The organism is Streptomyces sp. NPDC050535, from assembly GCF_044457665.1.
GTDB lineage: Bacteria > Actinomycetota > Actinomycetes > Streptomycetales > Streptomycetaceae > Streptomyces.
On the sequence record NZ_JBITHE010000004.1, the window covers coordinates 1 to 17765 of the forward strand.

General features: G+C 70.4%; 16 protein-coding genes. 8 read left to right on the forward strand and 8 right to left on the reverse strand.

Annotation, left to right across the window (positions count from 1 at the left end):
• Positions 1–337: 337 nt before the first annotated feature.
• Positions 338–658, reverse strand: a complete 321-nt coding sequence (locus ACIBLC_RS10775) for a hypothetical protein (protein WP_399210944.1) — start codon at positions 656–658, stop codon at positions 338–340.
• Positions 659–953: 295 nt separating this feature from the next.
• Between ACIBLC_RS10775 and ACIBLC_RS10780 the strand changes: the two genes are divergently transcribed.
• The 3 genes from ACIBLC_RS10780 to ACIBLC_RS10790 all read left to right on the forward strand — a co-directional run bounded on the left by ACIBLC_RS10780 (position 954) and on the right by ACIBLC_RS10790 (position 4608).
• Positions 954–1715, forward strand: coding sequence for a serine/threonine protein kinase (locus ACIBLC_RS10780; protein ID WP_399210458.1), 762 nt, complete (start codon positions 954–956; stop codon positions 1713–1715).
• A gap of 10 nt (positions 1716–1725) precedes the next feature.
• The gene (locus tag ACIBLC_RS10785) at positions 1726–3282 is read left to right on the forward strand and encodes a serine/threonine-protein kinase (protein ID WP_399210459.1); all 1557 of its coding nucleotides are present in this window, start codon (positions 1726–1728) and stop codon (positions 3280–3282) included.
• A gap of 108 nt (positions 3283–3390) precedes the next feature.
• On the forward strand, positions 3391–4608 hold the full coding sequence (locus ACIBLC_RS10790; protein ID WP_399210460.1) for a hypothetical protein: 1218 nt from the start codon (positions 3391–3393) through the stop codon (positions 4606–4608).
• 94 nt (positions 4609–4702) lie between these two features.
• Here ACIBLC_RS10790 and ACIBLC_RS10795 read toward each other — a convergent pair whose 3' ends face one another.
• Complete coding sequence (locus ACIBLC_RS10795) at positions 4703–5518, reverse strand: helix-turn-helix transcriptional regulator (protein WP_399210462.1); 816 nt, start codon at positions 5516–5518, stop codon at positions 4703–4705.
• 325 nt (positions 5519–5843) lie between these two features.
• Here ACIBLC_RS10795 and ACIBLC_RS10800 point away from each other — a divergent pair, with 325 nt between their 5' ends.
• The 3 genes from ACIBLC_RS10800 (at position 5844) to ACIBLC_RS10810 (ending at position 8469) form a co-directional block, all read left to right on the forward strand.
• A complete protein-coding gene (locus tag ACIBLC_RS10800; protein ID WP_399210463.1) occupies positions 5844–6404 on the forward strand; it encodes a quercetin 2,3-dioxygenase in 561 nt (186 codons plus the stop codon).
• Positions 6405–6561: 157 nt separating this feature from the next.
• Complete coding sequence (locus ACIBLC_RS10805; protein ID WP_399210464.1) at positions 6562–7527, forward strand: amidohydrolase family protein; 966 nt, start codon at positions 6562–6564, stop codon at positions 7525–7527.
• An 18-nt stretch (positions 7528–7545) separates the two neighbouring features.
• A complete protein-coding gene (locus ACIBLC_RS10810) occupies positions 7546–8469 on the forward strand; it encodes an alpha/beta hydrolase fold domain-containing protein (protein ID WP_399210465.1) in 924 nt (307 codons plus the stop codon).
• Between the two features lie 77 nt (positions 8470–8546).
• On the opposite strand, the gene ACIBLC_RS10815 is transcribed toward ACIBLC_RS10810, so the two are convergent.
• Complete coding sequence (locus ACIBLC_RS10815; protein WP_399210466.1) at positions 8547–9059, reverse strand: MarR family winged helix-turn-helix transcriptional regulator; 513 nt, start codon at positions 9057–9059, stop codon at positions 8547–8549.
• Positions 9060–9154: 95 nt separating this feature from the next.
• Here ACIBLC_RS10815 and ACIBLC_RS10820 point away from each other — a divergent pair, with 95 nt between their 5' ends.
• Positions 9155–10597 carry an MFS transporter gene (locus tag ACIBLC_RS10820; RefSeq protein ID WP_399210467.1) on the forward strand — a complete coding sequence of 481 codons (1443 nt, stop codon included), beginning with the start codon at positions 9155–9157 and terminating at the stop codon, positions 10595–10597.
• 144 nt (positions 10598–10741) lie between these two features.
• Here ACIBLC_RS10820 and ACIBLC_RS10825 read toward each other — a convergent pair whose 3' ends face one another.
• Positions 10742–11389, reverse strand: a complete 648-nt coding sequence (locus ACIBLC_RS10825; RefSeq protein WP_399210468.1) for a hypothetical protein — start codon at positions 11387–11389, stop codon at positions 10742–10744.
• A complete protein-coding gene (locus ACIBLC_RS10830; protein WP_399210469.1) occupies positions 11386–12393 on the reverse strand; it encodes a hypothetical protein in 1008 nt (335 codons plus the stop codon). Before ACIBLC_RS10830 ends, ACIBLC_RS10825 begins: the two co-directional genes overlap by 4 nt.
• 308 nt (positions 12394–12701) lie before the next feature.
• Here ACIBLC_RS10830 and ACIBLC_RS10835 point away from each other — a divergent pair, with 308 nt between their 5' ends.
• Positions 12702–13892 carry an MFS transporter gene (locus tag ACIBLC_RS10835; protein ID WP_399210470.1) on the forward strand — a complete coding sequence of 397 codons (1191 nt, stop codon included), beginning with the start codon at positions 12702–12704 and terminating at the stop codon, positions 13890–13892.
• A 91-nt stretch (positions 13893–13983) separates the two neighbouring features.
• Here the strand turns inward: ACIBLC_RS10835 and pgm are convergent, their stop codons facing one another.
• From pgm to ACIBLC_RS10850, 3 genes are all read right to left on the reverse strand, one after another.
• Entirely contained in the window at positions 13984–15624 is a 1641-nt protein-coding gene (gene pgm, locus ACIBLC_RS10840) for a phosphoglucomutase (alpha-D-glucose-1,6-bisphosphate-dependent) (RefSeq protein WP_399210471.1), read from the reverse strand.
• Between the two features lie 116 nt (positions 15625–15740).
• The gene (locus ACIBLC_RS10845) at positions 15741–16754 is read right to left on the reverse strand and encodes an MASE1 domain-containing protein (RefSeq protein ID WP_399210473.1); all 1014 of its coding nucleotides are present in this window, start codon (positions 16752–16754) and stop codon (positions 15741–15743) included.
• Positions 16755–16802: 48 nt separating this feature from the next.
• The gene (locus ACIBLC_RS10850; RefSeq protein ID WP_399210474.1) at positions 16803–17633 is read right to left on the reverse strand and encodes a PP2C family protein-serine/threonine phosphatase; all 831 of its coding nucleotides are present in this window, start codon (positions 17631–17633) and stop codon (positions 16803–16805) included.
• Between the last annotated feature and the right edge of the window lie 132 nt (positions 17634–17765).

The following is a 17765-nucleotide window of genomic DNA, read 5'->3' on the forward strand; positions in this document are numbered from 1 at the left end:
TCCTCCAACACACCCTCCCCAGCATCACCACACCCCCCATCCTCGCCACCCTCAACAACACCCCCCAACGCGGAGCCCAACTCCACCACCAACTCACCACCCTGGAACCCACCGAGTCGTCGGCCACCCCCAACTGAGCCTCTTCTGAACGCCGTTGCCCCAGCGCCCGGTCGAAAAGGACGCGCCGACGGTCGGCCAGTGGCCGCCCTCGTTCCATGGGTCAGGCGCGGAACATTCCGACCCGGCTGTTCTCCATGTGCCCCGGGGTGTTCAACGGCTTGAGCGCTGTTCCCCACCCTGCCCCTGCGTCCCATCGGGCGCGACGCGACGCCATGTCCTAGGCGGCGCCGGGACCCTCGATGAAGCGAAGCAGTACGGCGGCCTCCGCGTGGAGTTGCGCGGCACGGTCAACGTGGGCGAGCGCGGTCAACTGCGCCGCGGCTTCCAGCCGCTCGGCGACTTCGACGCGCACGATGTCCTCCACTTCTTGCTCGCCCAGCTCACGCCGCGCCGCTTCGGTGGCGCCGGCGCCGACCGGCGACTCCTCAAGGGCCAGGCCGCGGAGGGCCGCGTCGCCCACGGGCACTGCCTCAGCGTTGTCCAGCGCACCCAGCGTCGCCCGCAGGGCGCTCACCGCGGCCTTGTCGCGGGCGCGCATCGCTTCCGGCAGGGCTTGACGCATACGGAGACGTAGAGACATATCGGTGACCTTATGGCGGCTCCCCGGAACCCACAACGCGATTCCGCAGCGAGACTCGGCCGTCACCGTTGGCAGACGAAGAAGGCGTCAGGGCACCTGAAGTTCCCTCCGTTACCTTTCATCCTTCACCGGGTGACATTCTGGGGGAACTACTCGTCCAGGTTCTGACCAGACCTGAACACATCGCGCATTCGCCCCCTTTCGCCGTGCGGCGGATGTCCGATGAGCCGCTGAGACTTGGGGACTACTCAGAGTGACAACAGTAATTGTGCAGCTTCCCGACACCGCCGCCCGCCATTCGGACGATCCCCGGCCCGGACCAAGCCTGGTCCGTCTGAGCCCGGGCCAGAGTGCCGAGTTCGGACGCGGGGAGCCCGGAGCGCCCTTGCCCATCCCGCTGCGTGATCCGGCGGTGTCGCGGTGCGCCGGACAGGTCACCGCGGTGGAGGACTACTGGCGCCTTTCCAATTACAGTGCCGCGGCGACCTACGTCGTGGAGAACCTGGAAGGGGCGGGAGAACACATCCGCGTCGCGCCCGGCCGTATCGGTGCGCCCGTACCCTTCGAGATGTCCCGCGTAATTCTGCCCGCTGAAACGCCCATGGAATTCAAGGTGTTCGCGCCCCAGCACGCGTATGCGGAACCCGGATGCGACACCCCGGCGGGGGAACCCACCACGAACCCCTTCTCACTGAACCACTCGTCCAAGTATTTCCTGGTATTGCTGGCATTGTGCGAACCGCGGCTGCGCTCTCCGTCGAGCGCGGCCGTTCCCGGCGTGGGAGAGATCCTCGAACGACTGCGGCCGCTGCCGAGTTGCCATGACCTCACGCGATCCGCGCTCAACTATCACGTCGACTATCTTGCCGACACCAAGCTGAGGCTGAGGGAAGGCCGGGGCGGCTCGTACGGCGAGGCGGGAGGCAAGCGCGAACGGCTGGTCAGTCTCGCGCTGCGCTTCAATCTGGTCCGCGAAGAGCACTTGGCCCTGCTCCCTCCTGCCGTCAGACGCTGAACCGAAAGGCATGACCAGGATGAATATCCCCCACACCTCTACGCCACTCGACCCGGCACCGGGGTACCGGATCGCGGAGTGGAGTGTCACCGGCCTGATCGGCTCCGGCAGTTGGGGCAGCGTGTACGCCGCGGAGAAGGTCGTCGACAGCGCCCCGGGCGGCGCGGCCGTCGCCATCAAGCTCCTGCGCACCGACCTGCTGACTCCAGGACAACGTGCGTCGATGGAGGAACTGGCGCGCAAGGAGGCGCGGTTCAGCACGGAGGCGGACCACCCCCACCTCGTCCGCACCCACGCGGTCGTGACCTTGAGGGATCCCGAGAGGCCCGAACTGGACGGCATGACGGCACTGGTGATGGACCGTGCCGAGCGCAGTCTGCAGGATCTCCTCGCGGCGGGCAGGACCGGGCGCCCTTTACCGGACGCCGAACGCATCCTCAGCGGCGTGGCAGCGGGCCTGGCACACATGCACACCCACGGCTGGATCCACGCGGACCTCAAGCCCGCGAACATCCTCCTCGGCCCCGAGGAAGCCGTGTGGCTGGCGGACTTCGGTCTCACGGTGGAGTTGGAGGGCACTCACGCGTACGTTCCGCCGCTGGGGTCCCTCGACCACGTACCCCCGGAGTGGTGGTCGGAGCGCACCGGCGTCCGCGGCACGACCGTGCGGAAGACGGCCGACATCTGGGCTTTCGGCGTTCTCGCGCACCAGGTACTGACGGGCGGGCTCCATCCGTTCCCCGGCAGCACGGCACGAGCCCGCTCCCTGGCCGCGCAGGCCTATGCCAACGGGTCGGCACCGCTTCGCCTGGACGACTCCCTGGAACCGGCGTGGCGGAAGCTGATCGTCGAGTGCCTTGCCCCGGATCACGCCACCCGGGCCGCCCTGGACACGGGTGAACTGTCGCGCTGTGTAAGGGAGTTGCATGCCGAGCGCCTGCCCCGGGCGCTGCACCGGCGCCCGGCTGTCCTGCTCGCCGCCGGTCTCACCCTCTGTGCGACGGTCGCCGGGCTTCTGGTGGCCCTCGCACCCACCGACGACGAGGACACCATATCGAGGTCGACGTCCTCGGCGACCGGGACCGCGCTCGGCGACGCCGCCCTGCCCGGCGCCATTCCCGCCGACTCCGATGTGCCCGTCGCCCTGCGGCGGATCATCACCGACGCCGCGAAGCGGTGCACGGACAAGGAGGTCACCCCGGCGCTGCTGGCCGCGATGCTCAAGGCCGAGAGCGGCTTCGACCCGAAGGCCTCCCGGCCCGCGACGGGTGAGCACGGCATCGCCATGTGGACACCTGCGGTGTTCAGGGCATGGGCCGTGGACGGCGACCGGGACGGCGACAAGGACCACATGTCACCTCCCGACGCCATCGCGACCATGTCCGTGTTCACCTGCTGGCTCGACCAGCGTTTCAAGCAGAGCGGGCTGCGCGAGAACCTGCCCGGGCTGATAGCCGCCGGTTACCGCACCAGCGACCGAACGGTGATCGAAGCCGGCGGCGTACCGGAGCCCGTCCAGCCCTACGTGGACACCGTCCTCGCCAATCTCAGGGACTACACACGCTGACCCGCCGGTCCCGGGCCGCTCCTGACGTACGTCAGGAGCGGCCCGGGACACCTCCCGAATAGCGTCGCGGATCGTTCCGTAACCGCACCGCAAGAGGGGGAGACGCCCATGCGGCACATCTCATCCATCCGCAGACGGCCGACAGCGGCTGGGCGGGCACTGTTCTCGGTGACCGCCCTGCTGCTCTGTCTGGCGACAGCGACCACCGCGACCGGCGCTCCGGCAGCCGCACCGGGCGGCGCGACGGCCGGCTCCGAGAGCGTGGCGTCCACCGCGGCCGCGCGGGTCCAGATCCCGGCCGGGGTCACCGCCGGGGTCGCGGTCTACGACCGGCAGACGGGGGCGTTCACGGAGCAGGTCAACACGGGTATGCGGTTCCGCTCGGCTTCCATCGTCAAACTGCTGCTGACCCTCGACTTCCTCTGGGACCGCGGTCCCGACTACACCATCCCGGCGGCCGACCGTGCCCTGCTGGAACCGATGCTCCGCAGTAGTGACGACGACGCGGCGAACCACTACTGGGTCGCCAACGGCGGCTCGGCGATCATCAACCGCATGGTGACCGAGCTCGGACTGACCGACACGGCAGGGCCACCCGCCGGGCAGGAGGGCTTCTGGGGCTACACCGCCATCTCGGCCCGCGACACGGTGAAGATCTACCGGTACATCCTGGAACAGGCACCGGCGCCCGTACGGGACTTCATCATGACCAACCTGCGACAGTCGACGCGCTGCGCCTCGGACGCCTTCGACCAGCACTTCGGCATCGCCGCCGCCTTCGACCGCCCCTGGGCCGTCAAGCAGGGCTGGTCGGGCGAATACGAGGACGGCACCTGCGGTCCCTCCGGCACGAAGAACGCGGCCGAGACGTCACTCGCCTCCCAGGCCGCCGCACAGGTGGACCTGTCCCGGCCCGCCCTGCACACCACCGGCACGGTCGGCGCCGGCGACCGCTCCATCGTCGCGGTGCTCACCCTGCACCCCGTCGGCACCTCCTACGGCAGGGCGTACACCGACCTCGGCGGGCTGACCCGCAGTCTCGATGTGCCCGGCGCGACGAGCCCGACGGGGAAGTGGTACGGCACCTGGGGATCGCAGGTCCACGTCCGCGACGCGGCGACCACCGCGTCGGGCTCGCGGACACGCCTGCCCGCCGGGGTGGAGGTCCTGATCAGCTGCCAGAAACAGGGCGGGACCGTCTCCGTACCGCCGTACACCAACAACTGGTGGGCGTACCTGCCCCAGTACGGCGGCTACATGTCCAACATCTACGTCGACTCACCGGACAACAAGCTGCCCGACGTACCGGTCTGCGCCACGACGTAGACCGCACGGAAGACCACTCGCCGGCACCACCACGAGGCCCTGCTGTCCGCCCCTTCGAGGGTGCACCGCAGGGCTTTGCCGCGAGTCTCCGGCGTCAGGTCCTGGCAGCCGAGCGGAACTCGGTCGGAGTCATTCCGGTGTGCTGCCTGAAGAAGGCGCTGAAGACGGTTGGGTACGTGAAGCCGACGAGTTCGCTGATGGTGGCCGGCGGCAGTGAGGTGTGGATGAGCAGGCGCTTCGCCTCCAGAAGCACCCGCTCGTCGATGAAGCGCTTGGCGCCGCAGCCCAGGACGGCCCGGGTGGCGCGGGTGAGAGTGCGTGCGCTGTATCCGAGCTGGGCGGCGTAGTCCTCGACGCGGTGGGTCCGGCCGAAGCCCTCTTCCACGGCCTGGTGGAATCTCTGGAACGGCTCGGTGCCGCTGGAGCGTGCCTCCCGTCGCGGCTCGGAGAGGTGGGCCAGGCGGATGAGGATCACCGAGAGCAGGCTGCGCTGTGTCTCGATGTGCGCCTCCAGCGACAGGTCGGACAGGGCGTGGTGTTCTTCGCGCACAGCGTCCAGAAGACGGATCAGGGCAGTCTGACGTGCTGGGTCCGGCCTGATGAGGCGGTTCGGGAAGTACTCGCCGTCGCGGATCAAGGTGTCGGTCGCGCTGCCGGGGAAGCCGGTGGGAAACACCAGCACGGTGGCGTCGGCGTCTCCGTGCCCCGCCGGCAGCTGGAGCACCTGCCCCGGCCACACCCACAGCCAGTCGCCCGCTCCGAGAACGTGGGAGGCGAAGTCCACCGAGCACTCCAGCCGTCCGCCGTGTACCGCGACGACCAGGTGGAAGGCCGGGCGGGCCGGCTCGGTGAGGGGACGCTCCCGCTCAACGGCACGCGCGGCGAGTCCCGGCAGGTCGAGGATTTCCAAGCCTGGAGGCCGTCCGGGCGTCGGGCTGTAGACCACCACCGAAATGCCGCTCGCCCGACCGCCTACCGGGAAGTGTCCGTTTTCCTTCATCTCGTGCCCAAGTCTATTCCGACGCCTCACGCCCACGGTCCTACGGTGGGCGGAAGAAGCCGCGCCGAGGGCGAGCCGCATACGTCCCGGTCGATTTCCCGCATGGCATCCGGCAGCCAGACGGCACGGCCTCACCGGCGCGCCCCGGCGACGGCCAGGTGCTTACGCCCGCGAACCGCGGCGGGTCACCCGCCCGGCCCGGGCAGGTGCCGTCCCTTGATCAGGAAGGTTCACGATGACCATCGAGTTCGCGACCCGCTACCGCGAGCGCTCCCACATTCCGCCCGAGCCGGGAAAGCCCTACTTCATCGAGAAGGGAATGGGAGACCGGGCCCATCTCTTCACGGACATGTTCACCGTCTACGCCGGCGGCGAGCAGACCGAGAACACCTTCAACTTCTTCACCTGCGAGGGTCCCAAGGGCGACACCATCCCGGCCCACTCCCACCGGGACACCTACGAGGTCTTCTACATCACCGACGGTGCGGTGCGCCTCTTCGTCGAGGACCTGGAGGGCGAGCAGCACGAGAAGCTCCTCACTTCGGGCGACTTCGGGTTCGTACCGAAGAACTGCCCGCACGCCTACCGGATAGAGCGGCACCACAGCCGGATCGTCGGCGTGGCCGCGGGTCCGGGCGGCACCTTCGAGCGCTTCTTCGAGAACCTCGGCACACCCACCGACGCGCACGGTCTGCCCCAGCAGCCCTTCGTCCCCGAGCCGCACAGGTTCGGCACCGTGCCGCAGCGGTACGACGTCGACTTCCTTCCCGAACACCGGTGGCGTTCCGGAAGCTGACCGAACCGCGGTTCCCAGCCGCATGGTCGACCGCCGGGCCAAGTCGCCACCTCGCCGCGTGCGCCGCGGCCGGTACCCGGGTTCCGCTTCCCCGCCCTCTCCTCCGGCGAGGAGTGGCTCCTCCCCTCTCCGAGTCCCGCAGACAAAGGAAACTCCTGTGCCCTCCGACGCTCCCGGGTACCTCGATGTCCACGCCCACTTCGTCACCGACTCCTACGTCCGCCAGGCCCGCGAGGCCGGGCACGAACTGCCCGACGGTGTTCCCGCCTGGCCGTCCTGGTCGGCGAAGGCCCATCTGGAACTGATGGACCGCTGTGGCATCGAGACCTCGATGCTCTCGATCTCCTCCCCGGGCATCCACTTCGGCGACGAACCCGCCGCCCGCCGCCTGGCCCGCGAGGTCAACGAGGCCGGCGCCGAGACCGTGCGCGAACACCCCGGCCGCTTCGGCCTGTTCGCCTCGTTGCCCCTGCCGGACGTCGATGGCGCCCTGGAAGAGATCACGTACGCCTTCGACACCCTGGGCGTGGACGGCGTGATCCTGGAGACCAACAGCCACGGCACCTACCTCGGCAACCCCGGGCTCGCGCGGGTGTGGGCCGAGCTGGACCGGCGCGGTGCGGTCGTGTTCCTGCACCCGACCTCACCCGTGTGCTGGGAGCAGTCCGCTCTCGGACGCCCCCGTCCCATGGTCGAGTTCGTCTTCGACACCGCTCGCGCAGTGACCGACCTGCTCATGTCCGGCACCCTGGACCGACACCGCGACCTGACGGTGATCGTGCCGCACTGCGGCGGCGCCCTGCCGGTCCTGGCCGACCGCATCGATGGGTTCATGCGCATGTTCATGCCCCAGGGCCAGGAAGGCCCCGACGCCCTTGAGCAGCTCGGCCGTCTGTACTACGACCTCGCCGGCCCCGCCCTCCCCCGCCAGCTCCCCGCCCTGCTGAGCCTCGTCGGCACCGACCGGATCCTGTACGGCAGCGACCACTGCTGGACGCCGGCCGCCGGCGTGGAGGCCCACGTCGCGAGCCTGGACGCCGCCCCCGTGCCCGAGGCCGCGACGAGTTGGCGGGCACTCACCACCGCGAACGCCCACCGCATCCTGCCCCGAACGACTCACTGAGCCACCGGAGTTCCCAACGTGACCGTCAGCGGACCCCCGTCCTTCCCCCTCGATCTGCTGGAACCGCCCGATCCCGGCGTCCTGCCCCTCCCTCATCCGGCCCGCCCGGCCGAGGGGGTACGGCTCCTGCGCGGCGCCGTCTACGCGATTCCCGCGGGCAGCCGTCCGCTGACCGTCGACCTGTGGCTGCCCGCGGACGCCACCGGTCCCGTTCCGGTCGTGGTCTTCGTCCACGGGGGCGGCTGGCGCATGGGGCTGCGCGACGACCTGGGGCCCCGTTTCCGGCACTGGGAGCCGGGTCCGTTCGCCCGCATGGCACAGGAGGGATTCGCTGTCGCCTGCCCTGACTACCGCCTCAGCGGTGAGGCCCCGCACCCTGCCCAGACCGACGACCTCGCCGCCCTTCTGGGCTGGCTGCACACCCGATCCGCCGATCTGGGGCTGGACACCGCGCGGACCGTCATGTGGGGCGAGTCCGCCGGTGGGCACCTCGCCGCTCTGACAGCGCTGACCCACCACACGCGTACCGACACCGCTGCCGTCATGGGCTGTGTCACCTGGTACGCCCCCACCGACCTGCCCGCGCTGGCCGAGGACTTCCCCGAGGGCGTGTACGACACCCGGGATCCGGCCTCCTTCGAGGCGCTCCTGGTCGGCGGCGCCCTGGCGGACCGGCCCGAGGCGGCGCGAGATGCCAGCCCGGTCACGCACGTAGGCCCCCAGGCGCCGCCCTTCCTCCTCCTGCACGGCACCGACGACGTTCTGGTCCCGACCCGGCAGTCGGTACGCCTCGCCGATGCCCTGCGGCAGGCGGGCCACGACCCGGATCTGCGCCTTCTCGCCGGCGGCAACCATCTTTGGCTGAGCCTCTCCGAGGAGGACGTCAGTGACTGCTACGCCCGCACCCTGGCCTTCGCCCACCGGTGCACGGCGGGCGGCTGAGTCGGGCTGTCCGACGGGCCGGGTGCCGGGACCGACTCCTGGTCCGCTCGGCGTGCGATCGCCCACTCGGCGTGCGGTCAGGGGCGGGCCTCGATGTCCAGCAGGAGCACGCGCAGAGCATCGGCCGTCTCGCGGCGCGTGTCGAGATCCACGGCCCGCAACAGGTCAGACTCGAACGCGTAGTGCGCTTCGAGGTCCCGGTCCAGGTCGGCGACGCCCTCAGGAGTGAGCCGGACGAGGAGGGAACGTCCGTCGTCCGGAGACGTCTCGCGGGTGATCCACCCCTCGTGCTCCAGCCGCTTCAGGCGACCGCTGAGCCCGGCACCCGAGACCAGCATGGCCCCCCGCAACCGGGTGGGGGACAGCGCGTACGGCGGGCCGACGCGCCGCAGCGCCCGCAGGACGTCGAAGTCTCCGACGTTGCTCACGACCATGCCCGCGCGCCGCCTGAGCCGCCGGTTCTGCGCCTCCTCGATCAGCTGGGCGAGACGCTGGACCCGCGCCAGGACATCCCCCGGGGAGACATCCAGTCGCGGGAAGGCCGCCGCCCACTCCTTCGCTGCGGCGTCGATGACATCCACGTCAGACATGTAGTTCGCACCCTTTCTATCTGACCAGTTTCTCCAGCTTACAAGCAGCGATCGGCCCATTTGTTTCGTTCGCGCACTATATATAAGGTGCTGATATGCGCAGTGACCACTCCTCCCCCTCAGCTCCGGAAACGGCCGCGGCCAGTCGCGGAGGTGACGACGCGGCACGAGACGCACTGGCTCCCCGGCGCCGCTCACCCGGCCTGGTCCTGGCCAGCACCAGTCTGGGCACCCTCCTGGTGATCCTGCTGACCTCCGGTCTCAACATCGCGTCGCCCGCGATCCGGTCGACATTCGACGCCGGCGACACGGCCATCGGATGGGTCCTCTCCGGCTACACCCTGGCCTTCGCCATGTTGTCGCTGACAGGAGGAGCACTCACCGACAGATTCGGAGCACGTCGGGTCTTCCTGGTGGGCCTGGGCGTCTTCAGCGTCTTCAGTCTCATCGCCGCGGCGGCGTCCACCGTGACGCTGGTGGTTGTCGGCACCCTCGGCGAAGGCGTGGGGGCGGCACTCGTCCTGCCTTCGGCACTCGCGCTGATCCAGTTCGTCTACCAGGACGTGCCAGGCCGGGTGGCCTGGGCGATCGGCATCTGGGCCGGTGCGAACGCGCTGGGGGCCGCTCTCGGGCCGGTGCTCTGCGGGGCCCTGGTGTCCGTGTCCTCCTGGCGGGCCATGTTCGTGGTCGTAGCCGTCCTCGCCGTCGTCTTCGCCCTGGTGGGGCGGCCCGTGCTGCCGCTGCTCCGCGGCGGCCGGGCACGACTCGACCTGCCCGGGCTGCTGGTCATGGTGGTCCTGCTCGGCGTCGTGGCGTTCCTCGCGCACGACTGGCGGGAGCTGTCGACAGGAGCGCTCGCGATCGGTCTGGCCATCGCCGTTTTCGCCGTCTGGCTCTTCGGCAGGGTGGAGAAGCGCTCGCCCGCCCCGATGCTGCCGCTCAGCCAGCTGCGCGACGTGCCCTTCAGCGCCAACGCCGTGGTCACGGTGGTCGGCACCGCCGCCTTCTTCGGCACCCTCTACATCATCAGCATGGGCTTCCAGGACGAGCTGGGCATGACGCCGTTCATGGCCGGCCTGGCTCTGCTCCCGCTGGCCGGCGGCAACATCGTCTCGGCACTCCTGGCGGGCCGGATCATCGGCCGTCTCGGTGTACGGGGGGCCATGATCGCCGGGTCGGTCCTGGTCGCTTCGGTCCTGGTGGTCATTCCCCTGCTGTTCGACCACTACGGCGCGCTGGTTGTCCCCCTGGCCCTGCTCGGGGCGGGCTGGGGCCTGCTGGTTCCCACGACCTCCACGGCGGGGCTGGCCCGTGCGCAACGCGGCAAGGAGGGCGTCGCTTCAGGCGTGACCGCAGGGGGGCGCGAGCTCGGAGCCGCGCTCGCCGCCGCGATCCTTCTTCCGCTCGGCATCCGGGCAGGCATCTGGAGTGCGGCGGCCGTCGGCGTCGTCTCGCTGATCGTGGTGGTCCTGGGTGTTCGCGTCCACGACCGGTCCGGGAGCACCGGACGGACCGGCCTCGGCACGCGGCAGGACTGAGGCGTGGGGACGGAGCGCTTTCACTGCGGGGAGGTCATCAGCCCGCGACCGGTCCGTACGAGCGGGGAGGTCATCCGGCCGTGACCGTGCGTCCCTGCTCGTCGGCGTGGGTCGGCAGTCGCGTCACCGCGGCGAATGCCCCCGTCAGCCCGCCCGGCCGAGCGGCTGACGAGTCGCCAGCCAGACGCTCGCGCCCGGCATGAGGTCCGTTTCACGCGGCTCGTGGAATCCGAGGGGCCGCAGTCGGTCCGCGTGGCGGGCGGAGACCGTGATCGCGACCGCGGTCGCGGCCTGGTCGTCGACGGTGCGCAGTCCGGGGGCCAGTAGGTCGGCGGCCACGGCACGGTCCCAGTCACTCGGGTCGTCCAGGTCATCCAGGGTGCCGACGATGAGCACCTTCCAGTGGGGCGCGGCGGGCCCCTCGTCCTTCAGCCACGTCGGCACGGTCGGGCGGCATTGCGGGGCGGCGGCGAGTTCACGGGCGAGGAGGCTGGTGACGGACGAGTCGGTGGGCTTGGAGTCGGTGCCGGGCGGCAGCCAGATGGCGACGGCGAGGAGCGCGCCGTCCGCACGCTCGGCCACCTGGACATGGCCCTCTTCGAGGGCGTAGTGGGCCAGCACCAGACGCATGGCGCTCTGCTTCTGCTCCCAGTCCAGCGCGGAGCCGCCCGCGTCCGGGACCGGAGGCGAGGACGGCGGCGGGGACGGGGCGATCAGGCGAACCACTGCGGGCACGTCCACCAGTCCCGCCGCGCGCACGACCGTCCGTGCGCGGAGTTGAAGAGTCGTCATGGTCTGGTTCTCCATTCAGATTGCCGGCTTGTCGCGGTGGCCCCGGCAGTGGTCGCGCGTGCCCGCCCGCCGGACGTCGGCGCGGAGCGGAGAAGCCTGGAGGGTCGCGGGCCCGGTACGGCACCCGGCCTCGTCGGACGTGGTACGCGCGGCTGGTGGTCGCCGTCGTCGAGCCGGTCAGGGTGGTCGTGGTGCGGCTGAGGCCTGCTGAGCAGGACCACACCACGGGCGGCCATCCCCGCGCCGACGAGGGCGAGCACGGTGCCCGCCCCGCCGTACTGGAAGCTTTCGCCGAGCAGGATGATCCCGACGACGGACGCCGTGACGGGATTGACGAGGGTGAGCAGGGCCAGCGGACCGCCGAGGCCGCCGCGGTATGCCTTCTGCGAGAGCAGCAGCCCGGCCACGGCGAACGTCATGGTGAGGACCGCGACCGCGGCCACGCTCCACGACAGTGCCGGTCCGACGACGACCTTCTGGGCCAGCGTGGAACCGACTCCGGAGGCGATGCCGGAAGCCGCCGCGAAAGCGAGGCCGCCCACCGCGAGGCGGCCCGAGGCGAAGCCGACGAGCGCCGCGACAACGGTGGCGGCGGTGAGCGTGACCACCAGGACCTCGGTGGTGTGCAGGGTGTTGTCCGGCGCGTTGCCCGAGGCGGTGACGGTCAGCAGTGCGGCCAGTCCGACCAGGGTGAGGGTCATGCCGCGCCACTGCGCGCCCGAGGTCCGGCGGCGCGTGGCCAGCGAGCCCAGCGGCACGGCCGCCACGAGGGTCAGCGCGCCGAGCGGCTGCACCAGGGTCAGCGGCCCGTACCGCAGGGCGACCACGTGCAGCAGTGCCCCGCCGGCGTTGAGGAGGACCGCCCACCACCAGGAGCCGCGGACGAGCGCGCCGCGCAGGTTGACCGTCTTGGCGGCGGTTCTTTCCTGGACCACGGCGGCTGTGGCGTAGCAGATCACGGAGAACAGGGAGAGAGCGACGGCCAGGAAGACCGGCGAGGTCATCATCGGAGAGTCCGCGCCACGACGGCCGGAACCGGAGGCTCGAACCTGCCTTCACCCGGCACTTGCGGCTTCCTCCTGCTGCGGCTGGGGTGCACCCCGGACCCCCATCAATACGAAACGGTTTCGTACACATAAGTTACGATGCCCCTGGCCGAAACGCAAGCGCCTTCTTGGCGGAGGGCTGGAGAACCGGCGGACTCCGGGGACCGCGCGCCCCCCGCGGAAGCCTGTGCAAGGACAACGCGCCGGTCGTCGAAGGTAATCCCGTGCGGCGCGCCGGGCGTGACGCGCGGGACTACCGTCGGTGTATGGACGGTGATCGCCGAAAGTGGCGCCAGTGTTTCCTCGGCGGGGCGGTGTTCGCCGTATGCATGGCCGGCACCACGCTGCCGACCCCGCTCTACGGCCTCTACCAGGACAAGTTCGGGTTCTCCGAGCTGATGGTGACCGTCGTGTACGCCGTGTACGCCTTCGGGGTCATCGGCGTACTGCTGCTGGCGGGCAACGCCTCCGACGCCGTGGGCAGGCGGCCGGTGCTCCTGACGGGCCTGGTGTTCGCGGCGGCGAGCGCCGTCTGCTTCCTGTGTGCCGACGGACTGCCCTGGCTGTACGCGGGCCGGCTGATGTCGGGACTGTCCGCGGGCCTGTTCACCGGGGCCGCCACGGTGTACGTGCTGGAGCTGGCGCCGGACAGCGGCGCCTCCCGCGCCACCTTCGTGGCGACGGCGGTGAACATGGGCGGCCTCGGCTGCGGCCCGGTGCTCGCCGGAATGCTCGCGCAGTACGTCGACTGGCCGCTGTACCTGCCGTTCGCCGTGCACCTCGTACTGATCGCCTGCTCGGCCGTCGTCCTGCTGCGGCTGCCGGAGACCGTCCGGGAGCGGCGCCCGCTGAGCACCGTACGGCCGCAACGGCCCGGCGTGCCCCCGGGGGTGCGGGCGGTGTTCGGGCCCGCGGCGATCGCCTCGTTCGTGGGGTTCGCCCTGTTCGGGGTGTTCACCTCGGTCAGTCCGACGTTCCTCGCCGAGTCACTGGACGTGCGCAACCACGCCGTGAGCGGCCTTGTCGTCGCGCTGGCCTTCTTCGCCTCGATCGCCGGTCAGCTGCTGGTCGGACGGTTCGGGGTGGGGCGGTCGTTGCCGCTGGGCTGCGCCACGCTCTTCGTCGCGCTCGCGCTGCTCGCGGGTGCGCTGCGGTGGGACCTGCTGGCGCTGGTGGTGCTGAGCGCGATCGTCGCCGGGGTCGGGCAGGGACTGGCGTTCCGCGGGGCGCTGTCCGCGGTGGCCGAGGCCTCTCCCCCGCACCGGCGCGCGGCGGTGATCTCGATGCTGTTCGTGGTGGCGTACACGGGCATCTCGCTGCCGGTGATCGGCGTGGGCGTACTGGCAGGTCCGATCGGCCTGGAGGACGCCGGGCTGGTGTTCATCGCGTGCATGGCCGTCCTCGTCACGACCGCGGCCGTCTACCTGCTCCGGCGGCCGGTGCGGGTGAAGATCTGATCGTCACCCGCACCGGCGGCCGGCGCGGAGGAAGGCCTGAGCGTGCGGACGCGGTGAAACCCGTGCCGCGTCCGCACGCTCCACCGGTGGGTCAGCCGCCCAGTGCCGCCGAGACCACGGCTTTCGCCTCCTCCTGGACCTGCCTGAGGTGGTCGGTTCCGAGGAAGGACTCGGCGTAGATCTTGTAGACGTCCTCGGTGCCCGACGGACGGGCCGCGAACCAGGCGTTGGCGGTGGTCACCTTGATGCCCCCGATGGCCGCGCCGTTGCCCGGGGCTTCCGTGAGTACCGCGGTGACCGCTTCTCCGGCCAGGGTCTCCGTGCTGATCTGCGCGGGCGAGAGCTTCGCGAGGAGGGCCTTCTCCTCACGGTTCGCCGGGGCGTCGATGCGCTCGTACGCGGGCTCGCCGAACCGCTCGGTCAGCGCGGCGTAGTGCTCCGACGGCGTCTTGCCGGTCACCGCCGTGATCTCGGAGGCGAGCAGAGCCAGAATGATGCCGTCCTTGTCGGTGGTCCACACCGAGCCGTCGTGGCGCAGGAAGGACGCACCGGCGGACTCCTCTCCGCCGAAGCCGAGGGAACCGTCGGACAGCCCGTCCACGAACCACTTGAATCCCACCGGGACCTCGACCAGTTTCCGGCCGAGGTCGGCGGCGACCCGGTCGATCATCCCGGACGACACCAGCGTCTTGCCGATCCCGGTGTCCGCGGGCCAATGCTCCCGGTGGGAGTACAGGTAGAAGATGGCGGCGGCGAGGTAGTGGTTGGGGTTCATGAGTCCCGCGTCCGGGGTGACGATCCCGTGGCGGTCGGCGTCGGCGTCGTTGCCCGTGGCGATCTGGAAGCGGTCGCGCTGCTCGATGAGCGAGGCCATGGCGTAGGGCGACGAGCAGTCCATCCGGATCTTGCCGTCCCAGTCCAGCGTCATGAAGCGCCAGGTCGGGTCGGTGAGCGGGTTGACCACGGTGAGGTCGAGCGCGTGCTGTTCGGCGATGCGTCCCCAATAGGCGACCGAGGCCCCGCCCAGCGGGTCGGCGCCGATGCGTACGCCGGCCGCTCGGATCGCGTCCAGGTCCAGGACGTTCGGCAGGTCGGCGACGTAGGTGCCGAGGAAGTCGTAGCGGCCGGTGCCGGGGGCGGCCAGCGCCCTGGCGTAGGGGATGCGCCGTACGTCCTTGAGGCCGCCCGCGATGAGTTCGTTGGCGCGGTCCTGGATCCAGCCGGTCGCCTCGGAGCCTGCCGGGCCGCCGTTCGGGGGGTTGTACTTGAAGCCACCGTCGGCGGGCGGATTGTGGGAGGGGGTGACCACGACCCCGTCCGCGTAGCCCGCGGACCGACCGCGGTTGTGGGTCAGAATGGCGTGCGATACGGCCGGTGTGGGCGTGTAGCCGTCCGCGTTGTCGAGGAGTACCGGCACCTCGTTGGCCGCGAACACCTCCAGGGCGGTGACCCTGGCCGGCTCGGAGAGTCCATGGCTGTCGGCGCCGAGGAAGAGCGGACCGTCGATGCCCTGACCGGCGCGGTACTCGCAGATCGCCTGGCTCGTCGCGGCGATGTGGTCCTCGTTGAACGCGGTCGCCAGCGAGGACCCGCGGTGGCCGGACGTGCCGAAGGCGACGCGCTGGCCGGGCTCCGCCGGATCGGGGTGCAGCGCGTAGTACGCCGTGACCAATCGGGCGACGTCGACGAGGTCCTCGGGGCCGGCCGGATTGCCCGCTCGCTCGTGCTGCATGAGCCCGCACCTCCACAGTGGTTGTACTTCGTTTGTGGTCCCATCTTTCCTCACGGACCGGACCCCCGGGACAGCCCGTCCGCCGGTGAGGAAAGACAGCGGGGGCTCCGGTGACTTCACGGCGCTTCGTTCCGCGGCCCTCTGCCACCGTCGTCCAGCCGGGGCGGCAGGGGTGGAGAGTTTCCGGCGGTGAGGTGTTCCAGCACCTGCACCAGGTCCTGACAGGCCCGCTCCACGGAGCGTCTCGTGTTGCGCTGCTCGGTGATGACGGCGGCCAGCAGCAGAGCGGTCAGGGCCATGGATCCGTTGAAGGCCTGGAGCTTGATCATCAGCGCCGTGTCGCTCATGTCCTTGAACGGGCCGACTCCGTCCGTGGCCGCGACGGTGGCCAGGACGGAGGCGAAGAGGGCGCACAGCACGCTGCCTCCGTGCTGGAAACGCAGCGCCGCCCAGATCAGCAGCGGATAGACGAGGAAAAGCAGACTGATCGGACTGTTCGTGGCAACCGGCACGATGACGCAGGCCGCGAGAACCAGTGCGACGCCCTCCTTCCATCGCCTCGGTCGCAGCGGCAGGCGCACTCCGTACAGCATGAGAATGACCGGGGTGACGAGCAGGACACCCATCGCGTCGCCGACCCACCACGCCAGCCAGACGGGCCCGAAGCTGTCCGCCGCCAGCTTGCCTGTGAGGACGAGCATGCCGACTCCGGCGCTCGCACTGATCAGCATGCTGCCGAGGGCCCCCAGGAACACCACCGCGAGGCCGTCACGCAAACGGCTGAGGTCGATCCGGAAGCCCAGCCCGCGCAGCATGAGGTAGGCGCAGACCGGAGCGGCGGTGTTGCCCGCGACGAGACCGATCACAGTGGGCTGGGGCGGACCGAAGGACATCACCACCAGGAGGGCGCCGATGGCGATCCCGAGCCAGGCACGGAGACCGAAGATCAACAGGGCGGCCACCGCCACGCCCGTGGGAGGCCAGATGGGCGTGAACACCGCGCCCTCGACAACGAGCCGCCGCAGGAGTCCCAGCCGTCCCGCCGCGTAGTAGCAGGCGGCCACTGTGAGCGTCTGGAGAGCGACGACGGCCGGTCGGCTCAGCTCGCGTGTACCCACCACAGCAGCCATCAGACACCGTCGCCGCCCGGTCGGCGAGGCGAGGCGGTCACTCCCGCCCTACCGCAGAGGGCAGGGGGTCTCGTGGCCGACGACCAGCACGGCCGCGTCGTCCTCGTGCCCCACACGCTCGGCGCCCTTGATCACCGCGGCGGCGAGCGAACCGGCCGACATGCCCGCGACGGCGGCGATGCCGGCGAGCCGTACCACCTGGTCGAGCCCCTCGTCGACGCTCATCGAGGGCCCCTCGACCACACCGTCGGTCAGCAGCACGAAGACTCCGCCGGTGGTGAGCTCGTACCGGGTCACCGGGTACTCCACGCTCGCCTCGATGCCCAGCGGTGGCCCTCCTTCGTCCTCGGCGATGCCGGACTTTCCGTCCGCGGTCGCCCAGACGCACGGTATGTGCCCGGCCCGTGCGCTCTCCAGCACTCCGGTGGACGGGTCGAGCCGCATGAAGGTGCAGGTGGCGAAGAGGTCGCTGCCGATGGACAGGAGGAGGTCGTTGGTCCGCGCGAGCAGTTCCCCGGGTTCGCCGGTGACCGAGGCGAGTGCCCGCAGCCCGACCCGCACCTGGCCCATGAACGCGGCGGCCTCGATGTTGTGGCCCTGAACGTCACCGATGGAGAGCCCGATGCGTCCGTCGGGGAGTTCGAAGGCGTCGTACCAGTCTCCGCCCACGTTGAGGCCGTAGCAGGCCGGCGCGTACTGGACGGCGACGTGGAACCCGGGGGCGCTCGGCATGTCACCCGGGAGCATCCCGCGTTGCAGCGCGATGGCCAGCTCGACCTGTGAACGCTGGAACTCCGCGCGTGCACGCGCCTGAGCCGTCAGCGACCCGAGTCGGGCCAACAGCTCGTCGCCGTCATCCGTGGGGCGTTTGCGGAACATCGACCACCCCAGGAGGAGGAATGCCTCGTTAGAACAAATGACCCTATTAAACCTATATCGGATCATAACTAATCGGTCGATGTGACCCAGAATCGACGATTCCGCAGGGCTCGATTCAAGGGACGACCGGCC

Coding starts and splice junctions, on each gene's coding strand:
- ACIBLC_RS10830 (WP_399210469.1), bottom strand. CDS start 12,393: ATGACCTCGCCGGTCTTCCTGGCCGTCGCTCTCTCCCTGTTCTCCGTG.
- ACIBLC_RS10835 (WP_399210470.1), top strand. CDS start 12,702: ATGGACGGTGATCGCCGAAAGTGGCGCCAGTGTTTCCTCGGCGGGGCG.
- pgm (WP_399210471.1), bottom strand. CDS start 15,624: ATGCAGCACGAGCGAGCGGGCAATCCGGCCGGCCCCGAGGACCTCGTC.
- ACIBLC_RS10850 (WP_399210474.1), bottom strand. CDS start 17,633: ATGTTCCGCAAACGCCCCACGGATGACGGCGACGAGCTGTTGGCCCGA.
- ACIBLC_RS10790 (WP_399210460.1), top strand. CDS start 3,391: ATGCGGCACATCTCATCCATCCGCAGACGGCCGACAGCGGCTGGGCGG.
- ACIBLC_RS10845 (WP_399210473.1), bottom strand. CDS start 16,754: ATGGCTGCTGTGGTGGGTACACGCGAGCTGAGCCGACCGGCCGTCGTC.
- ACIBLC_RS10800 (WP_399210463.1), top strand. CDS start 5,844: ATGACCATCGAGTTCGCGACCCGCTACCGCGAGCGCTCCCACATTCCG.
- ACIBLC_RS10825 (WP_399210468.1), bottom strand. CDS start 11,389: ATGACGACTCTTCAACTCCGCGCACGGACGGTCGTGCGCGCGGCGGGA.
- ACIBLC_RS10820 (WP_399210467.1), top strand. CDS start 9,155: ATGCGCAGTGACCACTCCTCCCCCTCAGCTCCGGAAACGGCCGCGGCC.
- ACIBLC_RS10775 (WP_399210944.1), bottom strand. CDS start 658: ATGCGCGCCCGCGACAAGGCCGCGGTGAGCGCCCTGCGGGCGACGCTG.
- ACIBLC_RS10785 (WP_399210459.1), top strand. CDS start 1,726: ATGACCAGGATGAATATCCCCCACACCTCTACGCCACTCGACCCGGCA.
- ACIBLC_RS10815 (WP_399210466.1), bottom strand. CDS start 9,059: ATGTCTGACGTGGATGTCATCGACGCCGCAGCGAAGGAGTGGGCGGCG.